At 74.6% G+C, this 24,053-nt stretch carries 21 protein-coding genes; 11 read left to right on the top strand and 10 right to left on the bottom strand.

The window, feature by feature from the left end; translation table 11 throughout:
* Nucleotides 1-29 precede the first annotated feature (29 nt).
* From ACZ6QO_RS12760 to ACZ6QO_RS12745, 4 genes are all read right to left on the bottom strand, one after another.
* Nucleotides 30-926, bottom strand: coding sequence for an isocitrate lyase/PEP mutase family protein (locus ACZ6QO_RS12760; protein WP_465850272.1), 897 nt, complete (start codon nt 924-926; stop codon nt 30-32).
* A gap of 49 nt (nt 927-975) precedes the next feature.
* Nucleotides 976-2,163, bottom strand: coding sequence for a cytochrome P450 (locus ACZ6QO_RS12755; protein ID WP_465850270.1), 1,188 nt, complete (start codon nt 2,161-2,163; stop codon nt 976-978).
* Between the two features lie 114 nt (nt 2,164-2,277).
* Nucleotides 2,278-3,306 (bottom strand): GNAT family N-acetyltransferase, encoded by a 1,029-nt coding sequence (locus ACZ6QO_RS12750; RefSeq protein ID WP_465850268.1) that lies wholly within the window; start codon nt 3,304-3,306, stop codon nt 2,278-2,280.
* 286 nt (nt 3,307-3,592) lie between these two features.
* Nucleotides 3,593-4,510, bottom strand: a complete 918-nt coding sequence (locus tag ACZ6QO_RS12745) for an ABC transporter ATP-binding protein (RefSeq protein WP_465850266.1) — start codon at nt 4,508-4,510, stop codon at nt 3,593-3,595.
* A 169-nt stretch (nt 4,511-4,679) separates the two neighbouring features.
* On the opposite strand from ACZ6QO_RS12745, the gene ACZ6QO_RS12740 reads away from it, so the two are divergent.
* From ACZ6QO_RS12740 to ACZ6QO_RS12730, 3 genes are all read left to right on the top strand, one after another.
* Nucleotides 4,680-5,948, top strand: a complete 1,269-nt coding sequence (locus ACZ6QO_RS12740; protein WP_465850264.1) for a sensor histidine kinase — start codon at nt 4,680-4,682, stop codon at nt 5,946-5,948.
* A gap of 62 nt (nt 5,949-6,010) precedes the next feature.
* The gene (locus tag ACZ6QO_RS12735; protein WP_465850263.1) at nt 6,011-6,694 is read left to right on the top strand and encodes a response regulator; all 684 of its coding nucleotides are present in this window, start codon (nt 6,011-6,013) and stop codon (nt 6,692-6,694) included.
* Between the two features lie 135 nt (nt 6,695-6,829).
* A complete protein-coding gene (locus ACZ6QO_RS12730) occupies nt 6,830-7,642 on the top strand; it encodes a TetR/AcrR family transcriptional regulator (RefSeq protein WP_465850261.1) in 813 nt (270 codons plus the stop codon).
* A gap of 13 nt (nt 7,643-7,655) precedes the next feature.
* Here ACZ6QO_RS12730 and ACZ6QO_RS12725 read toward each other — a convergent pair whose 3' ends face one another.
* Nucleotides 7,656-7,808 carry a hypothetical protein gene (locus ACZ6QO_RS12725; RefSeq protein WP_465850260.1) on the bottom strand — a complete coding sequence of 51 codons (153 nt, stop codon included), beginning with the start codon at nt 7,806-7,808 and terminating at the stop codon, nt 7,656-7,658.
* Nucleotides 7,809-7,839: 31 nt separating this feature from the next.
* Between ACZ6QO_RS12725 and ACZ6QO_RS12720 the strand changes: the two genes are divergently transcribed.
* Nucleotides 7,840-9,357: an FAD-dependent monooxygenase gene (locus tag ACZ6QO_RS12720; RefSeq protein WP_465850258.1), complete on the top strand. Its 1,518-nt coding sequence runs from the start codon at nt 7,840-7,842 to the stop codon at nt 9,355-9,357.
* Between the two features lie 87 nt (nt 9,358-9,444).
* On the opposite strand, the gene ACZ6QO_RS12715 is transcribed toward ACZ6QO_RS12720, so the two are convergent.
* Both ACZ6QO_RS12715 and ACZ6QO_RS12710 read right to left on the bottom strand, forming a co-directional pair.
* Nucleotides 9,445-10,236 carry an ABC transporter permease gene (locus ACZ6QO_RS12715; RefSeq protein WP_465850688.1) on the bottom strand — a complete coding sequence of 264 codons (792 nt, stop codon included), beginning with the start codon at nt 10,234-10,236 and terminating at the stop codon, nt 9,445-9,447.
* A gap of 44 nt (nt 10,237-10,280) precedes the next feature.
* The gene (locus ACZ6QO_RS12710) at nt 10,281-11,261 is read right to left on the bottom strand and encodes an ATP-binding cassette domain-containing protein (RefSeq protein ID WP_465850257.1); all 981 of its coding nucleotides are present in this window, start codon (nt 11,259-11,261) and stop codon (nt 10,281-10,283) included.
* 374 nt (nt 11,262-11,635) lie between these two features.
* Here ACZ6QO_RS12710 and ACZ6QO_RS12705 point away from each other — a divergent pair, with 374 nt between their 5' ends.
* On the top strand, nt 11,636-13,678 hold the full coding sequence (locus ACZ6QO_RS12705) for a cellulose binding domain-containing protein (RefSeq protein WP_465850256.1): 2,043 nt from the start codon (nt 11,636-11,638) through the stop codon (nt 13,676-13,678).
* A gap of 26 nt (nt 13,679-13,704) precedes the next feature.
* On the opposite strand, the gene ACZ6QO_RS12700 is transcribed toward ACZ6QO_RS12705, so the two are convergent.
* The gene (locus tag ACZ6QO_RS12700) at nt 13,705-17,337 is read right to left on the bottom strand and encodes an AfsR/SARP family transcriptional regulator (protein ID WP_465850254.1); all 3,633 of its coding nucleotides are present in this window, start codon (nt 17,335-17,337) and stop codon (nt 13,705-13,707) included.
* 322 nt (nt 17,338-17,659) lie between these two features.
* On the opposite strand from ACZ6QO_RS12700, the gene ACZ6QO_RS12695 reads away from it, so the two are divergent.
* From ACZ6QO_RS12695 to ACZ6QO_RS12680, 4 genes are all read left to right on the top strand, one after another.
* Nucleotides 17,660-18,067 (top strand): ATP-binding protein, encoded by a 408-nt coding sequence (locus tag ACZ6QO_RS12695; RefSeq protein WP_465850253.1) that lies wholly within the window; start codon nt 17,660-17,662, stop codon nt 18,065-18,067.
* Nucleotides 18,068-18,284: 217 nt separating this feature from the next.
* Nucleotides 18,285-18,650, top strand: a complete 366-nt coding sequence (locus ACZ6QO_RS12690; RefSeq protein ID WP_465850251.1) for an STAS domain-containing protein — start codon at nt 18,285-18,287, stop codon at nt 18,648-18,650.
* Between the two features lie 225 nt (nt 18,651-18,875).
* Nucleotides 18,876-19,331 carry a redox-sensitive transcriptional activator SoxR gene (gene soxR, locus ACZ6QO_RS12685; protein ID WP_465850250.1) on the top strand — a complete coding sequence of 152 codons (456 nt, stop codon included), beginning with the start codon at nt 18,876-18,878 and terminating at the stop codon, nt 19,329-19,331.
* Between the two features lie 204 nt (nt 19,332-19,535).
* Complete coding sequence (locus ACZ6QO_RS12680) at nt 19,536-20,030, top strand: universal stress protein (protein ID WP_465850249.1); 495 nt, start codon at nt 19,536-19,538, stop codon at nt 20,028-20,030.
* Nucleotides 20,031-20,078: 48 nt separating this feature from the next.
* Here the strand turns inward: ACZ6QO_RS12680 and ACZ6QO_RS12675 are convergent, their stop codons facing one another.
* Complete coding sequence (locus ACZ6QO_RS12675) at nt 20,079-21,098, bottom strand: helix-turn-helix transcriptional regulator (RefSeq protein WP_465850248.1); 1,020 nt, start codon at nt 21,096-21,098, stop codon at nt 20,079-20,081.
* Nucleotides 21,099-21,152: 54 nt separating this feature from the next.
* Between ACZ6QO_RS12675 and ACZ6QO_RS12670 the strand changes: the two genes are divergently transcribed.
* The gene (locus ACZ6QO_RS12670) at nt 21,153-21,905 is read left to right on the top strand and encodes a DeoR/GlpR family DNA-binding transcription regulator (RefSeq protein WP_465850247.1); all 753 of its coding nucleotides are present in this window, start codon (nt 21,153-21,155) and stop codon (nt 21,903-21,905) included.
* Nucleotides 21,902-23,086 carry an MFS transporter gene (locus ACZ6QO_RS12665; RefSeq protein ID WP_465850246.1) on the top strand — a complete coding sequence of 395 codons (1,185 nt, stop codon included), beginning with the start codon at nt 21,902-21,904 and terminating at the stop codon, nt 23,084-23,086. The genes ACZ6QO_RS12670 and ACZ6QO_RS12665 overlap by 4 nt, the downstream gene beginning before the upstream one ends.
* Before the next feature lie 206 nt (nt 23,087-23,292).
* Here ACZ6QO_RS12665 and ACZ6QO_RS12660 read toward each other — a convergent pair whose 3' ends face one another.
* On the bottom strand, nt 23,293-24,036 hold the full coding sequence (locus ACZ6QO_RS12660; protein WP_465850245.1) for a hypothetical protein: 744 nt from the start codon (nt 24,034-24,036) through the stop codon (nt 23,293-23,295).
* Between the last annotated feature and the right edge of the window lie 17 nt (nt 24,037-24,053).

The raw sequence follows: 24,053 nt of genomic DNA, 5'->3' as shown, positions 1-24,053 counted from the left end.
GACCCGCCTGACCGGCCGTGGACACTGGCCTATTCGACGCTGAAGACGTCCGCGAGAGCCTGGGCGTCGGCGTAGGAGGGCAGGCCGGCCGGGGCGACCTCGTCGTGCGCGGCCGCCCAGGCGAGCTCGACGGCGTTGTGCAGCGCCGCGCGGAACAGCAGTGAGCCGCAGCTCACCCGGCGCACCCCCAGTTCGGCGAGGCGGCGCAAGGACGGCCCTCCCGGTGTGAACAGGACGTTGAGCGGGGCGTCCACCCCGGCCGCCAGCGCGGCGATGGCGCTCTCGTCGGCCAGCCCCGGGACGAACACCCCGTCGGCACCGGCCCCGCGATACGCCCGCACCCGCTCCAAGGCCGCCGCCAAGGGCGCGGACCTCTGCCGTGTACCTCCTGGTGGACCGGGCTCGGTACCTTCCGGTGGACCGGGCTCGCCGCCCCGCTGCGGCGCAGGCTCGGCTGCGCCCGCGCCCAGCCAGAAGACGTCGGTGCGCGCGTTGACGAACAACCCCGGGACGGCGTCCTTGACCGACGCGATGAGGGCGCACTGGTGGTCACGATCGGCCAGCGTGCCGTCGGCGCGACCGTCCTCGATGTTCACGCCGGCCACTCCGGCGGCCGCCAGCTCCGCGGCGAGGGCGGCGACCTCGCCCGGGTCCTCGCTGAAGCCGCCTTCGATGTCCACGCTGATCAGCGCGGGCAGCCGGGCAAGGCCGCGCGCCAGGCGCACGGTGTCCGCACGGGTGGCGCCGACGGCGTCGGGTTTGCCCGCGGCGGCCGCCACACCCAGGCTGGTGGTGCCCAGAGTGGTGAACCCGCGAGCCACCAGCGCCGCCGCAGAGGCGTGGTCCCAGGCGTTGGGCAGGAACAGCGGCCGCTGCCCGTGGTGGAGCCCGCTGAACTCCTCGAAACGGTCAACCGTGGCGTTCATCGGACGCGACCTCCCCGCACAACCGAACACATGTCAACAAAACAACGCTTCACGGGACGCGGACCTCCAGACGGAGCGGGACACGTGGGTTGGCGAGCGGGCCGTAGATGGCACCGCTGCCGGTCGGCTCGCAGCCGGGGAGCAGTGCTTCGAGAACGCCGTATGTCAGCGCCAGGGCGTGATCCGCGCCTGGACACGCCCTCGGTCCATGGCCGAATGTGAGGTGGCCCCGCGTCCGCCGGGCAGGATCGAACCGGTCGGGATCGGGGAACACGCGCGGGTCGCGGTTCGCGGCGGCGAAGTCCAGCACCACGGTCGTGCCCGGCGGAACGACCTGCCCCGCGAGCTCGGCGCTCTCGGTGGCCAGCCTTCTGGTGGCGCGCACCGGAGGGTCGAGGCGCAGCGTCTCGGCGACGAGCACGTCCACCGGCCGTTCCCGCGCGCCCCCGACCGCCCACTGCCCTGACACACCGGCCTGCCGCTCCCCCGGGATTCTCGCCGAGGGCTCCTGGCCGTCCGCTCCAGGGGGCCGCAGCGCCGCGTGCAGCGTGTTGCCGATGAGGCCCGCCATCGCCTCGCATGTCTGCACCAGCAGGCCGATCCGCGCGGCGACGGTCTCGGGGTCACCCGGTCCGAGCATCCCCACCAGCGTGGACACCGCCGCGTCCGCCCGCTCCGCGCCGGGTCCGCCCTCTGGCGCCGCGCCCGGAAGGTAGGCCGCGGCGACCGCCGAGACGGCGTGGACAAGGGCCTCCAGGCCGGCCGGGGACGCCGGATCCGCCTCGGCCACGCCGAGCATGCCACCGAGGACGCCGATCGGCACCGTCCGCGCGACCGACGACATGACGTCGAACGGCTCGCCTCCCGCTCGGGTGATCACGGCGGCCGTCCTGTCCCGTGCGGCCGGACGCAGCACCGAGGGCTCCATGCGGCTCAGGTCGGCGACGACCAGGGCCCGCCGGCGTTCGTGCCGGGGCCCGTCGCTGAACCGCGCCACGCTTCGCCGCAGCCAGGCGACCGTCCCCGGAGGACCGCCGTCCGCCGCGGCGGGCGGCACGACGAAGCGCGGGTCGGCGAGCACGGCGGACACCTCACGATGGCCGCCGACCGTCACGAAGTGGCCGTCCGGCCCCGGCACCGAAGACACACCCGCGCCAGAGCCCGGCGAGGCGGGCGCGAGCTTTCCGTCCGTGGCGACGACCTGCCCGAACGGCCTCTCATCCAGCGAGAACTCCATGCCCCGACACTAGGGCTGGATCGTTTCGACGCCCGTCGAAACGATCCAGCCCCGGAAGGCGGCGACCGGCGCCCGAAGCCGAGAGCCCGGCCCATGGGCCTCCCGCCCGCCGTTTCATGGCCAGGTGTAGTTGAGCTCGCGTTCGAAGACGGCGTAGCCGGCGCGGTGGAAGGCCCTGGCCATGGGGACATTGGCCACGTCGGTGGACGCTCGTACGCGGGGCACGTCCTGGGCGGCGAGAACGCGGGTGCCCTCGGCGAGCAGCTCGTCGATGTAGCCGTTGCCGCGGTGCGCCGGCACCACCCCGATGTAGGCGATGATCGGGTTGTAGGAGTTGTGCGCCGGGATGACAAAGCCCACCGGTTCGCCGCCGGGCAGCGTCGCGACGCGCCACCAGTCGTGGGGACTGGTATAGGCCTCCAGTTCCTCCTCGTACTGCTGGGCGGCGGCCTTCTCCGCGGTCATCCGGGTCAGCTCGTCGCGGCTGTGGGCGTCCAGCGTGCCCTCCAGCACCCGCGTCATCAGGGCCACCAGCTCGTCGCGGCCGGCCACCGGGCGGAACGCCAGGCGGCCGGTGGGCTCGGGGATCGGGGTGCCCGGCCGCCATTCCAGGCGCAGCCGTTCCACGAACAGCCGGGCGCCGGTCTGTTCGAGCGCGGCGGTCCTGGTCTCGATGGCATGGCGGATCGCGGCGTCGTCTCGCCAGCCGGGAGGGGCGTAGCGGATGTACTCCGGCGGCCGGGCGCCCTGAGGCAGGACGTGCGCCATGGCCGTCCGCAGCAACAGGACGCCGTCGTCCACCGCGCGGTGGCCGCCGTTCTCGCCGGAGTCCCCGGTGTCGCGGGGGTGGCCGGTGCGGGTGGGCTCGCGGGGCTCGTCGCTGGTGGGCCCGTGGGGCTCGTCGGCCACGTCGAAGACGTCGAGCAGGTAGGGGGCCGGATCTCCTGGCCGGCTCCACCAGGCGAGCCTGGCGACCAGCCGGTCGCCGCGCAGGGCGACCCACATCCAGCCGGGTCGCCTCCTGCCGGACTCCAGGTCGCCGGCCAGTTCGCGGTCGAGCATGTAGGGCAGCCGGGTGAAAAGGCCGAGTTCTTCGGGCCCGGTGATCGGGCGCATGATCAGGTCTTGCGGTACAGCGGTCACAGCACTCTCCTGCGGAGGCGCGCCCGCCTGTCTCCGAGCGTCAGCAACAGTGCGCGACCTCGGAGGACACGAGCGCGGTGATATGGGTGGTCATCGCCTCTTCCTCCTTTCTGCTACGGGCCGCCGCCGTCCGGCGGGGCGTCCGGCCGCAAGTTCTACCGGGACGCGCACCCGCGCCGCAACCGCTTTTCCGCGCACCCCGCCCGTCACACCGCCGAGCCGCCTTCCGTCCGGCCGCGCACCCTCCACCCCGCACCCACAGGACGCCCGGTGACCGGCGTTCCGGTCAGGGCGTCCTTCTGGACTCTGGGGTCGTGTGGTCGCCGGTTCCCGCGGTGAGCCGCAGGTAGGCCTCCTCCAGGGAGGCTCCGCGCGGGGACATCTCGTACACGGCGATGCCGTGACGCGCGGCCAGGTCGCCGATGCCGGTCACCTCCAGCCCGCTCACCGACAGGCCGCCGCCGGGTTCGACCGCCACGGACCCTCCCGCCTCGGTCAGCACCTTGGCCAGGTCCGCCGCGCGCGGCGATCGCACCAGCACGCCCCGCCCGTACCGCTGGGCGAGGTCCCGCACGGAGGTGTCGGCGATGAGCCGCCCGCGTCCGATGATGATCAGCCGGTCGGCGGTCAGCTCCATCTCGCTCATCAGATGGCTGGACAGCAGGATGGTGCGTCCCTCGGCCGCCAGATCCCGCATCAGCTCGCGGATCCAGCGGACGCCGTCGGGGTCCAGGCCGTTGACCGGCTCGTCGAACAGCAGGATCCCGGGGTCGCCCAGCAGGGCGGCGGCGATGCCCAGCCGCTGTTTCATGCCCAGCGAGAAGCCGCCGGCCCGCCGCCGGGCGACGCCCGCCAGCCCGACCTGTTCGAGCACCCGGGCGACGCGCGCGTCGCCGATGCCGCCGCTCCGGGCCAGCCACCTGAGGTGGTTCAGGGCGCTGCGCCCGGGGTGCAGGGCCGCCACGTCCAGCAGGGCTCCGACCTCGTTCATCGGCCGGCGCAGCGACGCGTACGGGCGGCCGCCGACGAGCGCCGCGCCGGAGGTCGGGGCGGCCAGGCCGAGGGCGACGCGCATGGTGGTGGACTTACCGGCGCCGTTCGGCCCGAGGAAGCCCGTCACCTGCCCGGGCCGCACCTCGAACGACAGCCGGTCGACGGCGAGGGCGCTGCCGTACCGCTTGGTCAGTTCTCTCACTTCGATCACAGGTGCCAGGCTCCTCCGGGGACGCGGCGCGCCGCATCGGCCCTGGGCCGCGATCTGCCCGCCCTGCCGCGGGCGGATGGCCGGGGCCCGCGGGGGCCGCGGGTCCGCCCGGAGGATGACATCCTCCGGCAGGAGGTGACCGGCGGCCGGCACCGGCTAACCTCCAAGGGTGGACGACGCGGAGACCGGCCGGCTACGGCCGTTCGCCATCACGGGCCGTTCCGCCTCGGCGTGGCCGCCGCCCGGACCGCGCCTGAGCCGGCTGGTCAGGCTCGACATGGTGGCGGCGGCCGGCTACACCCTGTCGCTGGTCGGCATCACCCTGGGGCGCGATCCGGCGTCCGGGACGCTGCCCGCCGTGGCGCAGTGCCTGCTGCTGGCCGGCATGGGGCTTCCCCTGGCGGTGCGGCGCCTGTGGCCGGCGCAGGTGTTCTGCGCGGTGCTGGGGACGACGCTGCTGTCGCTGTTCGCCGACATGGTCCACGACGCCTTCGCCGCGGCGGCGTTCGCGCTGTACACGGTCGCGCTCACCCGTCCCGGGCTTCGCTGGGTGCCCACGCGAACGATCGGCGCGCTCAGCGCCGTCGTCATCGTCGCCTCGACGATGGCCGGTCCGGTCGGCTGGCGGGTGGACGGGTTCCCGTTCCCCTCGCTGCTGTTCGGGGTGCCGCTCATGGGCGGGGCGTGGACCATCGGCCGTGCCGTGCGGGAGCGCCGCCTGTACGTGGAGCGATCGGCGAGCGAGCTGGCGCGGCGGGCGGTCGCCGAGGAACGCCTGCGCATCGCCCGCGAGCTGCACGACGTCGTCGCGCACAGCATGACCTTGATCACTGTGAAGGCCGGCGTGGCCGACCACGTCGCCGAGGTCCGGCCGCAGGAGGCGCGCAAGGCGCTGCGCGAGATCGAGGCCGTGAGCCGGGGCGCGCTCGTCGAGATGCGCCACATGCTGGGCGTGCTGCGTTCCGAGGGCGAAGGGGAGGCGGCGGCCGAGCTGTGCCCGGCGCCGGGGCTGTCGGGGCTGCCCGAGCTGGCCGAGCGCGCCGCGCTGGCCGGCGTGCGGGTCGAGCTGGACGTGGCGCGGGCCGGCGACCTGCCCGAGGGCGTCGAGCTGTCGGTGTACCGCATCGTCCAGGAGGCGCTGACCAACGTCGTCCGGCACGCCGCGCCCGCGCACTGCCGGGTGACGGTCCACGGCGGGGGCGGCGAGGTGCGGGTGGAGGTGGCCGACGACGGGCCGGGGGCGCGGGTGCTGCCCGGAGGGCCCGGCGCCGGGCACGGCCTGGTGGGCATGCGAGAGCGGGTGATGATGTACGGAGGGTCGTTCGACGCCGGCCCTGGGCCCTCGGGCGGCTTCGCGGTCACCGCCGCCCTGCCGTACGAGCCCGCGACCCGGCAGACGGCCGACGCCGCCGAGGCCGCCACCGGAGCCGCGCGGTGAGGCACGACGTCACGCCGGCGGCGCATGCGGACGCCGGGGAGGTTCGGGAGGGTGACCGCGTGGTGGGCGGTGACGATGACATCCGGGTTCTGGTCGCCGATGACCAGGCGCTGCTGCGCGGCGGTTTCCGGCTGCTGATCGAGACCGCGCCGGGGCTCACGGTCGTCGGGGAGGCCGGTACCGGCGCCGAGGCCGTCGCGCTGGCCCGCGCGGAGCGTCCCGACGTCGTGCTGATGGACGTGCGGATGCCCGAGATGGACGGCATCGAGGCGACCCGCCGCATCTGCGGGGACCCGCTGACCTCGGGGGTGCGGGTGCTGATCCTGACCACCTTCGACCTGGACGCCTACATCTACGCGGCGCTGCGGGCCGGGGCGAGCGGGTTCCTGCTGAAGGACACCCGCCCGGCCGACCTGCTGGCCGCCGTCCACGTGATCGCCTCGGGCGAGGCGCTGCTGGCGCCCACCGTGACCCGGCGGCTGATCGCCGAGTTCACCCGCAGGCCCGAGCCGGCCCGCGCGCTGCCGCGCCGGCTCGACGGCGTCACCGAACGGGAACGCGAGGTGCTCACCCACATCGCCCGCGGGTTGTCCAACGGTGAGATCGCCGAGCATCTGCACCTCAGCCAGGCGACGGTGAAGAGCCACGTGGGACGGCTGCTCGCCAAGCTCCACGCCCGCGACCGCGCCCAGCTCGTCGTCGTCGCCTACGACAGCGGCCTGGTGAGCGCGCCGCCCGCCGGCTAGTCCCGTCCACGAAGCTCCGCCCGGCGCGCGCGCGGAGGGGCCGAGGGGTGTCCTGGCGGCTCCGGCACGGCCACATAACTCCGTACACAGTACACCGTACTTTGTACCGTGCATGGTTGATGGAAGGATGGCCGTGTGCCGCCTACGATCGAACGCAGCGGCGCCGGAGACCCGGTGCGCACCCTTGAGCTGCTCTGGAGGCAGCCGGGAGCCCGTCCATCACAGCGTGGGCCCCGCCAGGGGCTGACCGTCGACGAGGTCGTGACGGCCGCCGTGCGGCTCGCCGACGCCGAGGGCCTTACCGCCCTGACCATGCGGCGGGTGGCGCAGGAGCTCGGCGTGGGAGCCATGTCGCTCTACACCTACGTCCCCGGCAAGGCCGAACTGCTCGACCTCATGCTCGACTCGGTGTTCGGCGAGATGTCCCACCCCGACCTGTCGGGCCTGCACTGGCGCGAGCGCCTGCAGGCCGTGGCACGCGCCAACCGCGAGCTGCTCGAACGCCATCCCTGGGTGACCGCCGTCTCCACCAGCCGCCCGCCGCTCGGCCCCGGCCTGCTGGCCAAGTACGAGCATGAGCTGCGCGCCTTCGAAGGCCTGGGCCTGGACGACGTCGAGATGGACGACGCGCTCACCTACCTGCTCGGCTTCGTGCTCTCCTCGGCCAGGTCGGCCGCCGACGCCCGCGCCTTCCAGCACGAGGGCGCGATGACCGACCAGCAGTGGTGGGCCGCGAGCGCCCCCGTGCTGGCCCGCGTCTTCGACGCCGAGAAGTACCCGACGGCCGCCCGGGTCGGCGCGGCCTCCGGTGAGGCGCACAACGCCGCCTACAGCCCCGACCACGCCTACGAGTTCGGCCTGCGGCGCGTCCTGGACGGCCTGGGCGTCCTCATCGAGCAGCGCGGCGGCGAACACCGGCGAGCAGCCCGGCCGACGTCCGGTTCATGACGGGGTGCCCGCCTCAGGCGGCGGGCACCTTGTCGAGGAAGCCGTGCACGTCGCGCAGCCGGCCGTCCTCGGTCAGCACGCGGTGGCAGGCGGACGGCAGGCGCGGGACGGGGTGGCAGTGGCATGGCAGTGGCATGGCAGCGGACCCGTCCAGGGTGGTTCCCATCCAGACCACCACACAGATGGGACACACGGCCATGAACCACACCCACGTGCTGATCGCCGGCGCCGGGCCCACCGGGCTGACCCTCGCCGTCGACCTGGCCCGCAGGGGCGTCGCCTTCCGCCTGGTGGACGCCTCGCCCTCCGCGCGTCCGAACGGCTCGCGCGGCAAGGGCCTGCAACCGCGCACGCTGGAGGTCTTCGACGACCTCGGCGTGATCGGCCCGACCCTGGCCACCGCCGCGCCCTACCCGCCGATCCAGGCCTACGCCGGCGACGCCGTGGTGTGGCAGGGCCGGCTGCACGAACCGGCCGAGCCCACCCCGGCCGTGCCGTACCCGATGGTCCTGATGCAGCCGCAGTGGCGCACCGAGGCGATCCTGCGCGAGCGGCTCGGCGAGCTGGGCGGGCGCGTGGAGCAGGGCACCACGGTGACCGCCTTCGAGCAGGACGCCGCCGGGGTGAGCGTCACGCTCGACGGCCCGGCGGGCGTCCGTGAACAGGTCAGGGCCGACTACCTGGTCGGAGCCGACGGCGGCGGCAGCACGGTGCGCAAAGTGCTGGGCGTGGGCTTCGCCGGCACGACCCACGAGAGCGAGCGGATGCTCATCGGGGACGTCACCACGGCCGACCTGGACCACGACCACTGGCACGTCTGGGGCGACCTCGCCTCGCAGCGGCTCGCCGCCGGGCTGTGCCCGCTGCCCGGCACCGACGTCTTCCAGTTCACCGCCGCCCTGGAGGAGGGGGAGACGCCCGAGCTCACCCTGGCGGGGTACCAGAGCAGGCTCGACGCCGCCAGCGGCGACTCGCGGGTGCGCCTGACCGGCCTGACCTGGACCTCGGTCTACCGGGTCAACATCAGGATGGCGGAACGGTTCGGCGTCGGACGGGTGTTCCTGGCCGGGGACGCCGCCCACGTGCACTCCCCCGCGGGCGGCCAGGGGCTCAACACCGGCGTCCAGGACGCCTACAACCTGGGGTGGAAGCTGGCCCAGGTGATCGGCGGCGCGCCCGCCGGTCTGCTGGACACCTACGAGGAGGAGCGCCTGCCCGTCGCCGCGGACGTCCTCGGCATCAGCACCGCCCTGCACGAGAAGGCGAAAAGCGGCGCCCCGGACGCCGCGCGCCGGGGAGAGGAGACCCAGCAGCTGCTGCTGTCCTACCGCGGCCACTCCCTGGCCACGGTCGGCGCCCGCGCCGGGGACCGGGCGCCCGACGCGCCGTGCCGCACCGCCGACGGCGTGGCGATCCGCCTGTTCGACCTCTACCGCGGACCGCACACCACGCTGCTCGTCCTGGGCCCGCCCGCCGACGGCGGCTCCCCCGCCGGAGGGATCGGCGCCGAGGTCGGCGAGGGAGTGCGCGTTCACCGGGTCGGCGCGGATCTGGTCGACTCCGGCGGGCACATCCGCGACGCGTACGGCGACAGGGGGTACGTGGTGGTCCGCCCGGACGGGTACCTCGGCGCCGTCACCGAGGACCCGGTCCAGGCGGGTGAGTACCTGGCCGCCCTCGGCCACCGCCCGGCCGCCCCGGCCGTCGCCGGCTGACCGCCCGGGCGTCAGGGGCGCCGAGTGTTCAGCGGCCAGACGTTCGGCCGCCGTACGTTCGGCCGCCGTACGTCAGCGACCGTACGTTCAGCGGCCGAGCGTGCGGTAGCGGCGGACCGACAGCGGGAAGAAGACCGCGACCAGCAGCAGCGGCCAGGCCAGCGCCAGCAGGGACGCGTGCTCCGCCGCCCAGGACTCGCCGCCCCAGCCGGGGTTGCCGAACAGCCGGCGGGTCGCCGAGACCGTCGCCGACATGGGGTTCCACTCGGCGACCGCGGCGAGCCAGCCCGGCATCGTGGCCGGCGAGGCGAAGGTGTTGGACAGGAACCCCAGCGGCCACACCAGGATCTGCACGGCCATCACGGCCTCGGGATTGCTGATCGCCAGCCCCAGGTAGACGCCCGCCCACAGCAGGGCGAACCGCAGCAGCAACAGCAGGCCCACGGCGGCCAGCGCCGGGCCGAGGCCCTGGTGCCAGCGCCAGCCGACCGCGAGCCCGCACGCGATCATGACGGCGAGCCCGAGCACCGAGTTCAGCATGTCCGCGGCGCAGCGCCCGGTCACCACCGCCGAGGGGGCCATGGGCAGCGAGCGGAACCGGTCGGTGACGCCCTTGGCGGCGTCGGAACTCATCGCGGTGAAGGTGGCCTCGATGCCGAAGACCATGGTCATGGCGAACATGCCCGGCATGAGGAACTCGCGGTAGTCGCCTCCGCCGGGGACGGCCATTCCGCCGCCGAACAGGTAGGCGAACATCAGCACGATCATGACAGGGAACAGCAGCTCCACGACCACCTGGGCGGGCTGACGCGCCCGGTGCGACAGGTCGCGGCGGGTGATGGTCCAGGCGTCGGCCAGCGCCCACCGCAGCCGGTCCATCGCCGTGCGAGGAGGCGCGGGCGCCGCCACCGGGCCGACGACCGTCACGCCGCCACCTCCGCCGCCGGGCCGGACGCGGTGGCGCGATGGCCGGTGAGGTGCAGGAACACCTCGTCGAGGGTGGGCCGGCGCAGGGCGATGTCCTCGACCTGCACTCCCTCGTCCTGAAGGGCCCGCGCGATGGCCGTCAGCGCGGCCACCCGGTCGCGCACCGGCACGCTCACGCGCCGCCGGTCGCGGTCGCACTCCGGGCGCGCCCCGGCCACCCGCTCGGCGATCGCGGCCGCCGCGCCGATGCCGTCGACCTCGCGCACCACCAGCTCGACGCGGTCGCCGCCGACGAGCGACTTCAGCTCCTCAGGGCCACCCTGGGCGATCACCCGGCCGGCCGCGAGGACGCAGATCGCGCCGGCCAGCCGGTCGGCCTCCTCCAGGTACTGCGTGGTCAGCAGCACCGTGGTCCCGCCGGCGACCAGCGAGGCGACCGCCTTCCAGACCTCCCCCCGCCCGCGAGGGTCCAGTCCGGTGGTCGGTTCGTCCAGGAACAGCACCGGCGGGGTGAGGATGAGGCTCGCCGCCAGGTCGAGCCTGCGGCGCATGCCTCCGGAGTACCGCTTGACCGGCTTGTCGCCGGTATCGGCCAGGTCGAACCGTTCGAGCAGCTCGCCGGCCCGGCGGCGCGCTCCCGCCGCGCCCAGGTGGTACAGGCGGCCGAACATCTCCAGGTTCTGCCTGCCGCTCAGCACCTCGTCGAGGGCGGCGTTCTGCCCGACCAGGCCGATGCGGTAGCGGGCCTGCTCCGCCTGGCGCACCACGTCGAACCCCGCCACCTCGGCCCGTCCCGCGTCGGGCCGCAGCAGCGTGGTCAGGATGCGGATCGCCGTGGTCTTGCCCGCCCCGTTCGGCCCCAGAAGCCCGCACACCGTGCCCTGCGGCACCGCCAGGTCGAAGCCGGCCAGAGCCTCGGCGCCGCCGTACCGCTTGCGCAACCCTTCAGCGAGGATCGCGTGTCCTGTGGATCCCACTCCGGCCTCCTCATCCCCTACTCCGTACGTTGTACCGAGAGCAACAATACCGGACGATGTACGGAGATAGCGACGGTCCGAACCCCGCGCCTCTCCGACGGCGCGGTTCCCGCATGCCACAGGGCCGGAGGGACAGGCCGTGGCACGGCGCACGAGGGACGGCACGGGCACAGGACCAGAGCACAGGGCAGGCACGGGACGGGCACGAGGGCGGAGAGCGCGGCACACGGCGGCCGGTACGCGGCGTCCGGCGTCCGGCCGCGCTGACGGTGTGCGGTGAAAGTTTCACGCACGGTTGACGCGCATGGCGGCAGCTCCCAGGATCATGATGCCTCCGGATCGGAGGCCGATGCCGTCCATGGCTAGGGGTGCCGATGCCGAAAGCCCTGTTAGCGGTCGCGTCCGCCGTCGTGCTGACGCTGGCCGGCCTGAACGTCCGCGCCGCGCACGCCGACGACGAGCCCGCGCCGGTCGCGGTGACCGTCAACGCCCGCGCGGCGCTCGCGACCATGCCGCAGACCGGCATCGGCGCCAACCACGCGATCTGGGACACCAACCTGGGCACAGACGAGACCGCCGACCGGCTCAAGAACGCGGGCGTGAAGCTGCTGCGCTATCCGGGCGGCTCCTACTCCGACATCTACCACTGGGCCGACCACACCGCGCCGGGCGGCTACGTGGCGCCGAACACCGACTTCGACACCTTCATGCGCGGCGCCCGGCGCACCGGAGCGCAGGTGATGGTGACCGCCAACTACGGCACCGGCACCGCCGAGGAGGCCGCGGCCTGGGTACGCCACGCCAACGTCACCAAGGGCTACGGCGTGAAGTACTGGGAGATCGGCAACGAGAACTACGGCAACGGCCACTACGGCGCCGCGTGGGAGGCCGACGACCACGCCGACAAGAGCCCGGCCGAGTACGCCCGCCACGTCGTCGCCTACGCCGACGCGATGAAGGCGGCCGACCCGTCCATCAAGATCGGCGCGGTGCTGACCACCCCCGCCAACTGGCCCGACGCGCTGACCGCCGCCGGCGACGAGGGCAGCTGGAACAAGGTCGTCCTGTCGATCGCCGGACCGAAGATCGACTTCGTGATCCTGCACTGGTACCCCGGCGCCCTGGACAAGGCCGGCCAGATCCCCGACATGATCCACCTCACCCGGCAGCAGATCGCCGCCCACGCCGGCCCCGGCTCCGGCCGCATCGGCATCGCGATGACCGAGTTCAACACCGGGACCAGCAGCAACGGCACCAACACCCAGCCCGGCGCGCTGGCCGCCGCCGACACCTACGCGACACTGCTGGCCGCCGGGGTCTTCACGGTCGACTGGTGGAACACCCACAACGGCATCGGCGCCGTCACGCAGGTCGCCGGGCAGACCGACTACGGCGACTTCGGCCTGCTGTCCAGCGCCACGTGCACCGCCGCCGGAGACGTCTGCGAGCCACCGCTGAACACCCCCTTCGCGCCGTACTTCGCGCTGGGGATGATCAGCCAGTTCGCCCGCCCCGGCGACCAGTTCATCCGCGCCGCCACCGGCGAGGCGAACGTCTCCGCGCACGCCGCGCGCCGCCCCAACGGCGACCTGGCGGTCCTGCTGATCAACGCCTCGGCCGACACCTCCTACCCCGTCACGATCGGCTACGCCGGCTTCACCCCGGCCGCCGCGGCGCCCACCGTGCTCACCCACACCAACGGCGCCACAGCCATCACCACCGCCACCGCCGGCAGCGCGACCGCCCGGACGCTGCCGCCGCTGTCGATGACCACGCTCATCGTGCGCCCCTCCTCCTCCGCAGCGGGCCTGCCCGGCGCCCCGGGAGCGCCGACGGCCTCCGCCGTCACCGACCGCACGGCCACGATCTCCTGGCCCGCCGCCACCGCCGGCGCGCGCCCGATCGTCAAGTACGAGGTCCACCGCCAGAACGGCGTCACCAGCGAGCAGCTCGGCGAGACCCCCGGCACCTCCTACACCGTCGCCAACCTCATCCCCGGCACGCGCTACACGGTCAACGTGATCGCCAGAGACGCCGGCGGCGGCGTCTCGTGGGCGTCCCCGCCCCTGACGTTCACCACCGGCACCCCCGCCGAGAGCTCCTGCGCGGTACGGCTGACCGACCAGAACGACTGGGGCAGCGGCTACGTCGGCGCCATCGACGTCACCAACAACGGCGCTCCCATCACCAGCTGGACGCTGAAGTTCGCCTGGCCCAGGCCATGGCAGAGCCTGGGCAGCGGCTGGGGCGGCGTGTGGACCGAGGAAGGATCCGACGTCAAGATCGTGAACGAGCCCGGCAACGGCTCGCTGCCCACCGGAGCCACGGCGACGGCCGGCTTCGTCGGCAACTACAGCGGCCCCAACGTCCTGCCCGCCGTCTTCACCCTCAACGGAGCCGTCTGCACCACCATCTGACACCCCGCGCGAAAGCGGACCTGGTCTCAGCCGGACAGGGCGGCGACCAGGTCCGCAGCGGTCGAGGGGCCGCCGGCCCGCCAGGCGGCGGCGAACCGTTCCCCCCCGAGTTCGCCGGCACACCGGGCGATCAGGGCGGCCACCTCGCGGTCGCCGCTGCGCGGCACGCCCCGCAGCCGGGCCGCCGCCGCCAGCGCGGCGGCGGCGCGCCCCGGCTCGCCGGCGCCGGCCAGCCACTCGGCCGCTCCTTCGAGAACGGTGGCCAGCGCGGTGTCGTCCGGGCTCGTCGCCATCAGCTCCAGCGCGTGCCGCAGGTGCCGCCGCCCCGCGACCGGGTCTCCCGCCAGCGTCTCCACCCGCGCCGCCTCCAGCCGCACGAACGCCACCAACTGCGGCGGAGCCGCCGGCAGGCGCGGCGGCGCGCCTCCGGGAGCGCCGTCCGGACGCGCCGGGGTCAGCAGCTCCATCGCCCGGTCCAGGCGTGCGCGTGCCCGCGCCGGATCGCCCGCGCGCCGCGACACCTCGCCCAGCGCGTGCCAGGTGCGCCCCTGCGCCAGCGCGTCACCGGCCCGCTCCGCCGCCGCCCGCGCCTCCCGCAGGACCGCCTCCGCCCCGGCCAGATCGCCCGTACGTGCGCGTAACTGGCCCAGCCGCACGGGCAGCATCGCCGGCCCCGGCAGCGCGTCCACGCCGCCGATCTCTCCCGCGCGCGCCGCCGACTCCTCCAGCAGCGCCAGCGCCCGCTCCGGCTCGCCGCGGTTCTCCAACACCAGCGACAGCCAGAACAGCGCCATCGCCATCCCCCACCGCTCGCCCAGCCCGCGGTAGGCCCGCGACGCCGACCGCAGCAGCGCCTCCGCCCGCCGCGCGCCCCCTGCGGTGAACTCGAACTCCACGATGCCCTCGACGAGCAGCGCCGTGGCCCGCGACCACGCGTCCGGGTGTCCGCCGAACCGCTCGACCGCGGCGGCCGCGCGACGCCGGATGTCCGCGACGCCACCGACGTGCCCGCCGACGATCGCCCACGAGCCCAGCACGGCCGGCCGGTCCGACTCGTACAACCGGTCCAGCAACTCCCCCGGCCCGACGGCCACCGAGCCGCCTCCGGCCAAGACGCCTTGGGCCGAAACGCCCTCGGCCGAACCCCTCTGGGTCGAACCGCCCTGGGTCGACACGCCCCCGGCCGAGCCGTCCCCGGCCGAGACGCCCTCGGCTGAACCGCCCTGGGTCGAGACGCCCCCAGCCGAACCACTCCCGGCCGGCACGCCCTCGGCGGACGTGCCCTCGGGCGAGGCCAGCAGGAGGCACATCGCGTGCTCGGCTGCCAGACCCTGCGGAGGCGCGCCCCCGGCCACCCGCGCCACCGCCGCCGCCCAGTCGGCCGCCTCCCGCCGCCTGCCTCGCATCACCCACGACCACAGGCGCGCGGCGAACAGCCGGACCGCCGTCTCCGCCCGCCCGCCCGCGACCGCGTAGGCGAGCGCCGCGTCCAGATCGCCCCGGCAGCCGTCCAGCAACCGCAGCGCGCCGTCCTGCTCCGGCCCGCGCAGCAGCGGTTCGGCACGCTCGGCCGCATCGAGGAAGTACGCCGCGTGCGCCGCCCGCAGCTCCAGTTCCTCCCCGGCGTCCGCGAGCTTCTCTGCCGCGTAGTGCCGCACCGTCTCAAGCAGCCGGTAACGCACCCCGTCCCCGCCCGCCGGCGCGCCCGAGCCCGCCCCCCGCCGGACGTCCTCCACCGCGTGGACGACCAGCGACCGGTCGACCAGCGACGCCAGCACCTCCAGGCCCACGCCGCACACCCGCGCCGCCGCCTCGGCCGACGCCCCGCCCGAGAACGCCCCGCCCCCCGCGAACACCGACAGACGCCGCAGCGCCACCCGCTCGGCCTCGGTGAGCAGCTCCCAGCTCCAGTCGATCATCGCCCGCAGCGTGCGGTGCCGGCGTTCCACCGCCCGGCTGCCGCGTCCCAGCACCTCCAGCCGGTCGCCGATCATCCCCGCGACCTGGGCGGCGGTCAGGGAACGCAGCCGGGCGGCGGCCAGCTCGATCGCCAGCGGCATGCCGTCCAGCTCCCGGCACAGCCTGACCACGTCCGCGACCGTCCCCTCGTCGACCGCGAACCCCGGACGGACGGCCGCCGCGCGCTCGGCGAACAGCGCGACCGCGGCGAAGGACAGCGCCGAACCCGGCCCGGCGTCCTCCTCGGGCACCGCGAGCGGCGGCACAGGATGCAGCGACTCGCCGGTGACGCCGAGCGGCTCCCTGCCGGTGGCCAGCACCCGCAGCCCCGGCGCCGCGGCGAGCAGGCGCTGGACCAGCTCGGCGACCTCCTCCACCACATGCTCACAGTTGTCCAGCACCAGCAGCACCCGGCGCCCGGCCAGCGACGCGCACAGCAGCTCGGCCGGCTCCGCCCGCGCCGAGCCGCCGAGGCCGGCAGGCAGGCCCGCACCGGCCAGCGCCGCCCGGACGGCCGACGCGACACCGGACGGCCGCGCGACATGCGCCAGCTCGACCAGCCACACCCCGTCCGGCGCCCGTTCGCGCCGCGCCGCCTCCACCGCCAGCCGGGTCTTGCCCGCTCCTCCGGGCCCGGTCACGGTGACCAGACGCGAGCCCCGCAACAGCTCGGCGACCCTGCTCAGGTCCTCCTGCCTGCCCACCAGGCTCGTCAACGGCGCCGGAAGGTTCCCCGCGACCTCCACCGGCATCCCCGCCGTCGCCCCACCCGGCCAGACACCGCCGTCGGACGGCCGCACGCCACGCGGCCCCGCCTCACCGGCCGGCGCCCCACCCGGCGAGGTCACACCATCGGCCGGCGAGGTCACATCATCGGCCGGCGAGGTCACATCATCGGCCGGCGGCCCGCCGGGCACGCCCGCGTGACCGGGAAACCGTCCGCGGGCCGAAGCCGCCTCCGGGGCGGGACGATCGGCGCGCAGGGCGTCCAGATGGGCCGCGCGCAGCTCCGGCCCCGGATCCACGCCGAGCCGCCCGGCCAGCGCCGCCCGCACCCGCTCGTACACCTCCAGCGCGTCGGCCCGGCGGCCCTCGGCGCACAGCGCCCGCATCAACCGGGCCTGCAACGGCTCACGCGTGGGATGCTCGGCGGCCGGCTCCTCCAGCTCCGCGACCAGCCCGGGGACCGAGCACGCCAGGTCGGCGTCCACCCGGGCCTCCAGCGCCGCCAGCCGCAGCTCGGCCAGCCGCGCGGCGGGCGCGGCGGCGTAGGGGAAACGGGCGGCGTCCACCAGCGCCGGCCCCCGCCACAGCTCCAGCGCCTCGCGCAGCAGCCGCCCGGCGCCGCCCGGGTCGCCGGCGCGCAAGGCGGCCACGCCACGCGCCACCTGGCGGTCGAAGACCCACGCGTCGACGGCAGGCCCCGCCACGCCGAGCCGGTATCCCGACGGATGCGAGACGACCGCGTCCCGTTCGCCGAGCTCGCGCCGCAGCCGCGCCACCAGGGACTGCAACGCCGCCACCGGATTGACCGGAGGCTCCCCCGGCCACAGGTCGTCCACCAGACGGCCGACCGTGACCACACCCCCCGGATCGAGGGCCAGCCGCACCAGCAAGGCCCTCAGCCGCGCGCCCGAGACCTCGACGGTGTCCCCGCTCGCGTCCTGAACCCACAACGGCCCGAGGATCCCGACCCGCACGGCCTCCCCGTCCCTTCCCTCGACCCCGACCGGCTCCATTCTCGCGGACCGCGCCATCCCCGTGGTCTCCGCCGGACGGCGCCTCCCCGCCCAGCGAGGCGCCGCGAGGCCTTTTACCAAGACGCATATCGGGTAGCACCAGTTTTCATCCGTCCCGGGGCGTGGCGCGACGTTCTCCCGTACCGTGCCTTTGTACGCACGCCGCGTCGCCCGGGAATGGAAGACTGGCCGGTGCGTGACCCAGGACGTCCAGGCGTTATGGTCAAGCCGGTGGCGCAGTTATGGCAAGGTGAACGACTCGCGGCGTGGCAGGAGGGTGCCGGTGGATCGCAGGGGGCATGCGTCCGCGCAGTGGCCGATCACCGATGATCTCAGCACCCTGCGGGGACAGGTGCGCGGCTACGCCGCGAGGGCCGGCCTGTCCGGCGTCCGCCTGCAAGACCTGGTGCTGGCGGTGAACGAGGCCGCCGCCAACGTGCTCGACCACGCCCACGGCGAAGGCCACGTCCAAGCCTGGCACGACGACCAGTCGGTGACCGTGGCCGTGCACGACCGCCTCGGACGGCTGGTGCCGTCCCACGCCAACGCCGGCAACCCGGGGGTGACGACGCTGCGCGGCCGCGGCCTGTGGCTCATGCAACAGCTGTGCGACGAACTGCGCATCACGCGGGACGCCAGCGGCTCGGCCGTGGTGCTGCGCCAGGCGATAGCCGGCACGCCACCGGCCTGACGGCCCGAGCCGCCCCAGAGAGATCCCGACTTACCGACCTACCGATCAAGCATGGCTTTTCTGTGGGCAGGCGTGGCCGCTTCGCATATCGTCACCGATGTGGAGCATCAGCTGTTGGAACGCGGGCCGGTCCCGGTCACCACACCGGGCCCCCGCCCCCCGTGCCCTCCCTCGCCGTCCCCGCTGGCCCAGTGCTCACCCCCCGAATAGGTCGCCCATGAACTTCACCGTGCAGGTCGACGGCGGCTGCGCCGACGGCCACCCCTCTTCGGTGCGCACGCTGGTCCTGTCGGGGGAACTGGACCACGGCAGCGCCCCGCTGCTGCAGAAGGCGCTGGACAGGGCCTACGACGATCAGTGCCGGCATCTGATCATCGACGTCACCGGCCTGGCCTTCTGCGACTCCACCGGCATCAGCGTGTTCCTCGGCGCCAGGCGCACCCTCGCCACGCGCGAGGGAAGCGTCGCGCTCGCCGGACTGAACGCGCGCATCCAGCGCACCTTCCGCCTGACCGGCGTGGCCGACGCCTTCTCCACCTACCCCACCGCCGACGAGGCGCGCGCCGCGCTCCCCGCCTCCTGACGAGGCCACCCCAGCGGCACACCCCGCCCAAGGATCTTGACCGGGGCCGTGCCCGCATGCCCGGGACCGCGCGCCGCGCCGCCGCCACCGGCCCGCACATCGCGCTTGCCCGAGCAAGGGATCGTCGACCGCCGTTGAGAACGCGGCGCGGTCACCTCACGCCGGCCAGGGCGGGGGGCACCGCCGGACCTGAACCAATGTTCAGGTCCGGTTAGCCTTGGCGTCATGACACGAGTCTCCTGGCAGGCGACGCGGCTGACGGTCGGCGAACTGTCCGAGCGCAGCGGGGTGCCGGCGTCGGCCCTGCGCTTCTACGAGCGCCAGGGCCTGATCCGCAGCGATCGCACGGCCGGCAACCAGCGGCGGTACACCCGCGACACCCTGCGCCGGGTCGCCTTCATCCGGGCGTCCCAGCGCGTCGGCATCCCCCTCGCCATGATCAAGGAGGTCCTCGGCCTGCTGCCCGAGGAACGCACCCCCACCCGCGAGGACTGGGCCCGGGTGTCGCAGTGCTGGCGCGACGACCTCAACACCCGCATCCGGCAACTGGAGCAGCTGCGCGACCGCCTCGCCGACTGCATCGGCTGCGGCTGCCTGTCGATCGACATCTGCGCTCTGGCCAACCCCGAGGACGCTCTCGGCGAGCGGGGGCCGGGTGCGCATCGCCTGCTGAAATCGTGAACAGAACGATGCCGCCGCCTTTACATTGTAGATCACTTCAGTGCCGGCGAGGCGCGCAGGAGCGGGCGTGGCGGCGGGGTGGGTGACGGACTCACAACCGTCAGTGACGTATTGTGCGAGTATTGTGACATTTAGTGAGTATTTCCCGGAGCTTTGGCGGCTCGTCACCTCATTCACGCGATGATCGATGGGGAGGAGGTCCCCGTGACGCACAACACGACTCGGCCACGCATCGTCGTGGGCGTGAGCCACTCCCCCGCCGCGACGGCCGCCCTGCGCTGGGCGATCGGCGAGGCCCGGCTCCGGGGGGCGACGATCCACCCGGTGCACGCCTGGCAGTGGTCGGGGCAGCACCGCGCGTCGTACGCGCCGATGGGCACCTGGCGTTCCCACGACGAGGAGTACGCGGCGGCCAGGGAGCAGACCCGCCGCGCCGTCGCCCGCGTGGCGCCCTACCTGGAGCCGATCGTCGCGCACGGGCCGCCCGCCCAGGTGCTGCTCACCGAGTGCGAGGGCGCCGAGATGCTGGTGCTCGGCATCCGCGACCCCCAGCCCGGCACGCCGGTCGCCGCCACCCCGGTGCTCGCCGCGTGCATCATGAGCGCCCCCTGCCCGGTCGTCGTCGTCTCCCCCAAGTCGGTCCCCCGGCCCGCCTTCCCCTCCCACGACGTCACCCTCAGCGTGGCGCCGACCGGATGACCTCGCCGGACCCTCAGCGCGGCGCCGACCGGACGAACCAGCGGGCCCTCAGCGTGGCGCCGACCGGGTGATCTCGCCGGCGTCGTCGCGGGCGGCGGCGCCGTACATGGCCGCCAGGCGCGACACCGTGTCGGCCATCAGCTCGCGCAGTTCCGGCGGACCGAGCACCTCCAGGTCCGCGCCCATGCGCAGCAGCTGCCGGCAGCCGTGCCTGACCGACTCCACGGGCAGCCGCAGGATCGTCCAGCCGTCCTCGTCCGGCGCGCCGGCCTCGGCCAGCGCCGCGTCGACCGGCCGCGACCCCAGCGTGTAGCGCAGCAGCTCCTCGAAGCCGGGCGCCACCCGTACGGTGGCCTCGGCGGTGTACATGCGGTCGAGGAACTCGACCGTGTACCTCTGCCAGAACGCGCCGAGGTCGAAGTCCTCGGGACGGGCGAAGCGGTCGGGCAGCACCTCCAGCGACACGATGCGCGAGACGCGGTAGGTGCGCGCCGCCGCGCCGTCGGGCGCCGCCACCAGGTACCACGAGCCGCCCTTGAGGACCAGGCCGTACGGGCTGACCTGCCGCACGACGTCGGCGGGACCCCAGCGCCGGTAGACCATGCGCAGCTTGCGCCCCTCCCACACCGCGTCGGCGACCTCCCCCAGGTGGGGCGCGGCGTCGGCGTCGCGGTACCAGCCGGGGACGTCCAGCAGGAACCGCTCGCGCATGCGCGAGGCCTGCGAGCGCGGCTCGGGCGGCAGGGCGGCCAGCAGCTTGAGCTCGGCGGCGGCGGCCACCTCGGCCAGGCCGAGCTCGGCGGCCGGGCCGGGCAGCCCGGCCAGGAACAGCGAGGACGCCTCCTCGGCGGTCAGGCCGTTGAGCCGGGTGCGGTAGCCGTCCAGCAGCCGGTAACCGCCCGCGGGGCCCCGGTCGGCGTAGACCGGGACGCCGGCCGACGACAGCGCCTCCACGTCGCGGTAGACGGTGCGCACGGACACCTCGAGCTCCTCCGAGAGCTCCGTGGCCGTCATGCGGCCGCGCGCCTGGAGGAGCAGCAGCAAGGAGATCAACCGGCTCGCACGCACACCCCCAGTCTCCATCATTTGCCAAACAAACACCAAAAATGTTCATATGAACATATGGATCGATTGCGGGCGATCATGGACGCCCTGATGACCGCGGACAGCGTGTCGGTCGCCGAGCTGGCGGAGCAGCACGGCGTCTCGGAGATGACCATCCGCCGCGACCTGGACGAACTCGCCCAGCAGGGCATCGTGCGGCGCTTCCGCGGCGGCGCCCAGAGCCTGCTGCTGCGCGGCGAGGAGCCGCCCTTCGGCGTGCGCGAACACGAGGCGCAGGACGCCAAGCGCCGCATCGCCGCGGAGGTCGCCGGCCTGCTCACCGACGGCGAGGCGATCCTGCTGGACGGCGGCACCACCGCGCTGGCCGTCGCCCGCGAGATCCGCGATCGAAGGCTCACCGTGCTGCCGCTGTCGGTGCAGGCGATCCAGGCTCTGAGCGACGGCCCTCGCATCCGGCTGGTGCTGCCCGGCGGCGAGGTGCGGCACGGCGAACTGAACATCGCCGGGCCGCTCGCCGTGAACACCATCGCCTCCCTGCGCTTCGACACCGCCGTCATCGGCTGCTGCGGCATGTCGGCCGAGCACGGGATCACCGCCCACGACCTGGAGGACGTCGCGGTCAAGCAGGCCGCGATCGCCTCGGCCCGCCGGGTCGTCGTCGCCGCCGACTCCGCGAAGTTCCGCCAGACGGCCTTCGCCGCCGTCTGCCCGCCCGCCCGGGTCGACGTGCTGGTCACCGACGCGGGCATCCCGCGCGACCAGCGCGAGGCGTTCACCGCCGCCGGCGTCACCGTGCGCGTCGCCGCATGACGCTCACCGTCCACCGCCAAGCGGCCCTGCGCCGCTCACGCATCGGCGTGTCCTTCGCCTTCCTCATCCCCGGGGCGGCCATCGGCGTGTGGACCTCCCGCATCCCGGCGCTCAAGGAAGGTCTGGGCCTCGGCGACGGGCAGCTCAGCGTCGCCCTGCTGGCCATCGCGGCGGGCGCGCTCGCCGGGATGCAGCTCGTCGGGCGGCTGGTCGACCGGTACGGCGCCACGCGGATCACGGTGCCGCTCGGCTTCACCCAGGCGGCCGTCCTGCCGCTGCCCGCCCTCATGCCCTCACTGGCGTCGCTGGCCGCCTCGCTCGTCGTGTTCGGCGTCGTCCACGGCATGCTCGACGTGGCGATGAACGCGCGCGCCGTGGAGGTCGAGCGCGAGTGGGGACGCCCGCTGATGTCGTCCTTCCACGCCGTGTTCAGCATCGGCGGGTTCCTCGGCGCCGCGCTCGGCGGCCTGTCCGCGCACGCGGGCGCCGGCCCGGCGGCCACCTTCGCCGCCGGCGGCGTCCTGCTCGCCGTGCCGGCCGTCCTGACCGCGCGCCTGCTGCCCGCCACCGCGCCCCAGGACACCCCCCGGCCGCGAAGCGCCGCGGACGCCGGGAAGGCGGAACTCGGCCAGGGAGCCGGATGGGTGCTGCTGCTCGGCCTGCTCGGCTTCTGCTGCATGGTCGGCGAGGGCGCCTCGGCCGACTGGAGTTCGGTCTACCTGCGCGAGGACCTCGGCAGTTCGCCCGGCTTCGCCGCCGCCGCCTACGCCGCCTTCTCGATCGCGATGACCGCCGGCCGGCTGGCCGGCGACCGCCTCGCGGCCCGTTTCGGCCCGGTGGCGCTCGTGCGCTCCTGCGGGACGCTCGCCGGGGCCGGGCTGGCGACGGCCCTGCTCATCAGCCATCCACTGGCCGGGGTGATCGGGTTCGGCTGCTTCGGAGCCGGTCTGTCGTGCATCGTCCCCCAGGTGTTCTCCGCGGCCGGCAACCGCGACCCGTCCCGCGCCGGGCGGGCCCTCGCCCGGGTGGCGAGCATTGGCTACTTGGGCTTCCTGACCGGCCCGGTGCTGATCGGCGCCGCCGCCGAGCTGCTGGGCCTGTCGCGCGCGCTGGCCATCCCGGCCGTGCTCGCCCTGTTCGTCGCGCTGGCCGCCCCCGCCGTCCGCGTCCCACCCCGCTGACGCCCGCCCCGGTCTCAGCCCGCAGGCCGCCGGCTCAAAGGCGGTCTCACGCCGCGCGAGCGGAGCGAGCGCCATCTAGCGCGTGAAACCGCGCCGGTGGTCTGAGGGAGGAGCCCTGAAGTGCGAGGAACGAGTGCTTCAGGGGGACGACCGAAGGCCGCCGGCTCAAAGGCGGTCTCACGCCGCGCGAGCGGAGCGAGCGCCATCTAAATGGGCTCGCCGCTGTCGTCGGGCAGGCTCGGGCGCGGGGAACTGCTGTCGCTGTCCCCCGGGGAAGGGGTCGGCGAGGGCTTCAGGGTGTCGTCGGGCGAGGGCAGCGGCGGCGGCGTCGGCACGAACATCGTCGGCGGCAGCGGCCGCGAGGGCGGCAGGGTGTCGTCGTCGCGGCCCAGCAGCAGCCAGGAGATCGCCCCCGTCAGCACCAGCAGCACGACCAGCGTCGACAACGCCACGAGCACCGCGCGCCGCGTCTCGGTCGCGGGCGGCGCGGCGGGCGGCGGCGCCGGCACCGCGGGCGCCCGGTCGCCGAGCCAGTAGGGGACGAAGTCGGGCCCGTGGGCCTCGCCGATCAGCGTGCCGCTGACCAGCACCGACCGCAGGAACCACGCCGCGCCGACTCCGCCGGGGGCGTACGGCACCGCCACCCACGGCGCCGGCCCGTCGTCCATGGCGATGACCTGCGGCGCGCCCGCCGGCGCGCGGCCGCGCGCACGCGCCATCCACCCGCGCACGCCGCCGCGGGCGGGCGCGGCCAGCCGGACCGCCGCCAGGAACCGCTCGCGGGCCGCCGCGTCCAGCGCGGCGCCGCGGGTGAGCAGCGCGATGGACACCGCGCGCCCCTCGTCGTCCTGCGCCAGGTAGACGAACCCCGTGGCGAGCGACTGGAGCCGCGCCTGCACGACGTACGAACCCAGCCGAGGAGGGTCGCCGTACTGGAGCGGAGTGGCCACGCAGCCATGAAAGCACA

The organism is Sphaerisporangium sp. NPDC049457 (assembly GCF_055586705.1).
The sequence above is the reverse complement of the archived record's forward strand: the minus strand, read 5'-3'. Positions and strand labels throughout refer to the sequence as shown.

Bases quoted from the DNA above. Each gene is read 5' to 3' on its own strand.
- ACZ6QO_RS12760 (WP_465850272.1), bottom strand. From the start codon at position 926: ATGAACGCCACGGTTGACCGTTTCGAGGAGTTCAGCGGGCTCCACCAC.
- ACZ6QO_RS12755 (WP_465850270.1), bottom strand. From the start codon at position 2,163: ATGGAGTTCTCGCTGGATGAGAGGCCGTTCGGGCAGGTCGTCGCCACG.
- ACZ6QO_RS12725 (WP_465850260.1), bottom strand. From the start codon at position 7,808: ATGGGAACCACCCTGGACGGGTCCGCTGCCATGCCACTGCCATGCCAC.
- ACZ6QO_RS12720 (WP_465850258.1), top strand. From the start codon at position 7,840: ATGAACCACACCCACGTGCTGATCGCCGGCGCCGGGCCCACCGGGCTG.
- ACZ6QO_RS12715 (WP_465850688.1), bottom strand. From the start codon at position 10,236: ATGGACCGGCTGCGGTGGGCGCTGGCCGACGCCTGGACCATCACCCGC.
- ACZ6QO_RS12705 (WP_465850256.1), top strand. From the start codon at position 11,636: ATGCCGAAAGCCCTGTTAGCGGTCGCGTCCGCCGTCGTGCTGACGCTG.
- ACZ6QO_RS12690 (WP_465850251.1), top strand. From the start codon at position 18,285: ATGAACTTCACCGTGCAGGTCGACGGCGGCTGCGCCGACGGCCACCCC.
- soxR (WP_465850250.1), top strand. From the start codon at position 18,876: ATGACACGAGTCTCCTGGCAGGCGACGCGGCTGACGGTCGGCGAACTG.
- ACZ6QO_RS12670 (WP_465850247.1), top strand. From the start codon at position 21,153: ATGGATCGATTGCGGGCGATCATGGACGCCCTGATGACCGCGGACAGC.
- ACZ6QO_RS12665 (WP_465850246.1), top strand. From the start codon at position 21,902: ATGACGCTCACCGTCCACCGCCAAGCGGCCCTGCGCCGCTCACGCATC.